At 34.7% G+C, this 1113-nt stretch carries 3 protein-coding genes; 1 reads left to right on the plus strand and 2 read right to left on the minus strand.

Going from position 1 to position 1113, the window contains the following annotated elements:
• Positions 1 to 183 (plus strand): hypothetical protein (locus A3766_RS32265; protein ID WP_231882968.1); only part of this gene is annotated, 183 nt, incomplete at its 5' end.
• A 14-nt stretch (positions 184 to 197) separates the two neighbouring features.
• Here A3766_RS32265 and A3766_RS23040 read toward each other — a convergent pair.
• A complete protein-coding gene (locus tag A3766_RS23040) occupies positions 198 to 746 on the minus strand; it encodes a hypothetical protein (RefSeq protein ID WP_068509708.1) in 549 nt (182 codons plus the stop codon).
• 66 nt (positions 747 to 812) lie between these two features.
• Positions 813 to 1113: hypothetical protein (locus A3766_RS23045; protein WP_231882969.1), on the minus strand; the 301-nt coding region annotated here is incomplete at its 5' end.

Below are 1113 nucleotides of genomic sequence, written 5' to 3' on the forward strand. Positions count from 1 at the left end.
AATTGGTATGTAATATCGGGCATTAATAGGGCTAAGAATAATATCTTTTATTTTAAAGTACTAAAAGATAAAGACTGGGTGACTGGATATAATGAATTAAAATTTAATCTTGAGTATCCGTTAGATGATAAAAATAAATATAAATTATTACCTGGCCAAGTGAAACTTTTCACTAATAATTAGAGCTGGCTCAATCTCTATTTCATTCCTTTCTTGATTGCAGCGAAATCATTTTCGTAATATCTCTTACCAGCACACTCAACTTTAAACCTCTTAATCAAGGCGTTTTGATCATCGACCTTGTTATTGTAAGACGTTTGTAGTTTTCGGAATACTTCAAATTCAGTTTTGTATACGGAAATTAGTCTGTTGTACCTCTTAACTTCAGCGTTGAATGCATCGACTTCGATTTGTTTATTAAACTCAGTCTTTTTATTTAGTTTCATGTATCTATCTAATGACTCCAGATCAGCCTCAATAGAAGTCAAAGTTTGTTCTTTACTCGCTATGGGAATTCTACCTTTGCTTAAGGTGATTTCTGAAGCTTCAATTTTTGCCTCAAGATTGAGGCACTGCTTTAGCTGAATAGCTGTCAAAGTGTTAACGTCGTATTTTTTTACGCCATTAATAGCGCTCACACCTCTACCAGCTTGAAATAAGGAGCCAAAGCCCCTTTTGGCCACAGACTCTGTTGGCACAAATAAAAATGGCAATAATGACATCACAAGTACACATTTAGTTTTCATACTGACAACCTTCGATGCACTGTGTATAAAAAGTGATATAGGCCCATGAATAATTGAATAAGAACGCTACAACGCATTTAAATCACCATCCTTTGTAATATGAAACAATGCTTTTCCTTGTCTACCCACTAAATAGCTATCAATTAATTTTAAACCGGAAATACGCTCACCTGTTTCAACTATGGAGCGTAACTTGGCTCGCCCTTGATTGAATTCCAAAATGGCAATTCTTGATCTTGAATTACCCCAACCATTTCTCCACCCTCGAATAAAGATGCGATTATTATGAACTACAATATCAGAAGTTCTAAAATCAAATTCAATCTCTTGTGACAACTTTGTTGTTTCCCTGTCTATAACTTTCAGC

Source organism: Oleiphilus sp. HI0132 (genome assembly GCF_001635845.1).